Here is a 3,207-nt window from a genome sequence, read left to right on the forward strand (position 1 = left end):
TTGATGCCTGGCAGTTCCCTACTCTCACATGGGGAGACCCCACACTACCATCGGCGCTACGGCGTTTCACTTCTGAGTTCGGCATGGGGTCAGGTGGGACCACCGCGCTAAAGCCGCCAGGCAAATTCTGTTCATCTGTATCAGGCTGAAAATCTGTCTCTTCGCCAAAACATCTTCGGCGTTGTAAGGTTAAGCCTCACGGTTCATTAGTATCGGTTAGCTCAACGCATCGCTGCGCTTACACACCCGACCTATCAACGTCGTCGTCTTCAACGTTCCTTCAGGAGACTTATAGTCTCAGGGAGAACTCATCTCGGGGCAAGTTTCGTGCTTAGATGCTTTCAGCACTTATCTCTTCCGCATTTAGCTACCGGGCAGTGCCATTGGCATGACAACCCGAACACCAGTGATGCGTCCACTCCGGTCCTCTCGTACTAGGAGCAGCCCCCCTCAATTCTCCAGCGCCCACGGCAGATAGGGACCGAACTGTCTCACGACGTTCTAAACCCAGCTCGCGTACCACTTTAAATGGCGAACAGCCATACCCTTGGGACCTACTTCAGCCCCAGGATGTGATGAGCCGACATCGAGGTGCCAAACACCGCCGTCGATATGAACTCTTGGGCGGTATCAGCCTGTTATCCCCGGAGTACCTTTTATCCGTTGAGCGATGGCCCTTCCATTCAGAACCACCGGATCACTATGACCTGCTTTCGCACCTGCTCGCGCCGTCACGCTCGCAGTCAAGCTGGCTTATGCCATTGCACTAACCTCCTGATGTCCGACCAGGATTAGCCAACCTTCGTGCTCCTCCGTTACTCTTTGGGAGGAGACCGCCCCAGTCAAACTACCCACCAGACACTGTCCGCAACCCGGATCACGGGTCTACGTTAGAACACCAGCCATTAAAGGGTGGTATTTCAAGGTTGGCTCCACGCAGACTGGCGTCCACGCTTCAAAGCCTCCCACCTATCCTACACATCAAGGACCAGTGTTCAGTGTCAAGCTATAGTAAAGGTTCACGGGGTCTTTCCGTCTTGCCGCGGGTACACTGCATCTTCACAGCGAGTTCAATTTCACTGAGTCTCGGGTGGAGACAGCCTGGCCATCATTACGCCATTCGTGCAGGTCGGAACTTACCCGACAAGGAATTTCGCTACCTTAGGACCGTTATAGTTACGGCCGCCGTTTACCGGGGCTTCGATCAAGAGCTTCGCGTTGCCGCTAACCCCATCAATTAACCTTCCGGCACCGGGCAGGCGTCACACCGTATACGTCCACTTTCGTGTTTGCACAGTGCTGTGTTTTTAATAAACAGTTGCAGCCAGCTGGTATCTTCGACTGATTTCAGCTCCGTCCGCAGGGACTTCACCTACATATCAGCGTGCCTTCTCCCGAAGTTACGGCACCATTTTGCCTAGTTCCTTCACCCGAGTTCTCTCAAGCGCCTTGGTATTCTCTACCTGACCACCTGTGTCGGTTTGGGGTACGATTTCGTGTTACCTGATGCTTAGAGGCTTTTCCTGGAAGCAGGGCATTTATCACTTCAGCACCGTAGTGCCTCGTCGTCACACCTCAGCGTTAAAAGGTACCGGATTTACCTGGAACCTCCGCCTACATGCTTAAACCGGGACAACCGTCGCCCGGCTGACATAGCCTTCTCCGTCCCCCCTTCGCAGTAACACCAAGTACAGGAATATTAACCTGTTTCCCATCGACTACGCCTTTCGGCCTCGCCTTAGGGGTCGACTCACCCTGCCCCGATTAACGTTGGACAGGAACCCTTGGTCTTCCGGCGAGCGGGCTTTTCACCCGCTTTATCGTTACTTATGTCAGCATTCGCACTTCTGATACCTCCAGCAACCCTCACAGGCCACCTTCAACGGCTTACAGAACGCTCCCCTACCCAACAACACATAGTGTCGCTGCCGCAGCTTCGGTGCATGGTTTAGCCCCGTTACATCTTCCGCGCAGGCCGACTCGACCAGTGAGCTATTACGCTTTCTTTAAATGATGGCTGCTTCTAAGCCAACATCCTGGCTGTCTGTGCCTTCCCACATCGTTTCCCACTTAACCATGACTTTGGGACCTTAGCTGGCGGTCTGGGTTGTTTCCCTCTTCACGACGGACGTTAGCACCCGCCGTGTGTCTCCCGTGATAACATTCTTCGGTATTCGTAGTTTGCATCGGGTTGGTAAGCCGGGATGGCCCCCTAGCCGAAACAGTGCTCTACCCCCGAAGATGAGTTCACGAGGCGCTACCTAAATAGCTTTCGGGGAGAACCAGCTATCTCCCGGTTTGATTGGCCTTTCACCCCCAGCCACAGGTCATCCGCTAATTTTTCAACATTAGTCGGTTCGGTCCTCCAGTTAGTGTTACCCAACCTTCAACCTGCCCATGGCTAGATCACCGGGTTTCGGGTCTATACCCTGCAACTTAACGCCCAGTTAAGACTCGGTTTCCCTTCGGCTCCCCTATACGGTTAACCTTGCTACAGAATATAAGTCGCTGACCCATTATACAAAAGGTACGCAGTCACCCCATAAAGAGGCTCCCACTGCTTGTACGTACACGGTTTCAGGTTCTTTTTCACTCCCCTCGCCGGGGTTCTTTTCGCCTTTCCCTCACGGTACTGGTTCACTATCGGTCAGTCAGGAGTATTTAGCCTTGGAGGATGGTCCCCCCATATTCAGACAGGATACCACGTGTCCCGCCCTACTCTTCGAGTTCACAGCAAGTGTGTTTTCGTGTACGGGACTATCACCCTGTACCGTCGGACTTTCCAGACCGTTCCACTAACACACAAGCTGATTCAGACTCCGGGCTGCTCCCCGTTCGCTCGCCGCTACTGGGGGAATCTCGGTTGATTTCTTTTCCTCGGGGTACTTAGATGTTTCAGTTCCCCCGGTTCGCCTCGTTAACCTATGTATTCAGTTAACGATAGTGCAACGGATTGCACTGGGTTTCCCCATTCGGACATCGACGGGTCAAGGGTTCATATCACCTCGCCGTCGCTTTTCGCAGATTAGCACGTCCTTCATCGCCTCTGACTGCCAGGGCATCCACCGTGTACGCTTAGTCGCTTAACCTCACAACCCGAAGATGTTTCACTTCTGATTGCGAAAATTTGAGAGACTCAAACACACATGAGCTGTGTGTCGTTTCAATTTTCAGCTTGATCCAGATTTTTAAAGAGCAAATATCCTT

Annotated in this window: 2 rRNA genes; both read right to left on the reverse strand. The window is 53.0% G+C overall.

Features of this window, described 5'->3' with window-relative positions:
- Positions 1-5: 5 nt before the first annotated feature.
- A 5S ribosomal RNA gene (gene rrf, locus IM300_RS22495) occupies positions 6-121 on the reverse strand.
- Between the two features lie 64 nt (positions 122-185).
- Positions 186-3,089: ribosomal RNA gene (locus IM300_RS22500) — 23S ribosomal RNA — on the reverse strand.
- Between the last annotated feature and the right edge of the window lie 118 nt (positions 3,090-3,207).

Source organism: Enterobacter cloacae complex sp. I2, assembly GCF_014896205.1.
GTDB classification, from domain to species: Bacteria; Pseudomonadota; Gammaproteobacteria; order Enterobacterales; family Enterobacteriaceae; genus Enterobacter; species Enterobacter quasihormaechei.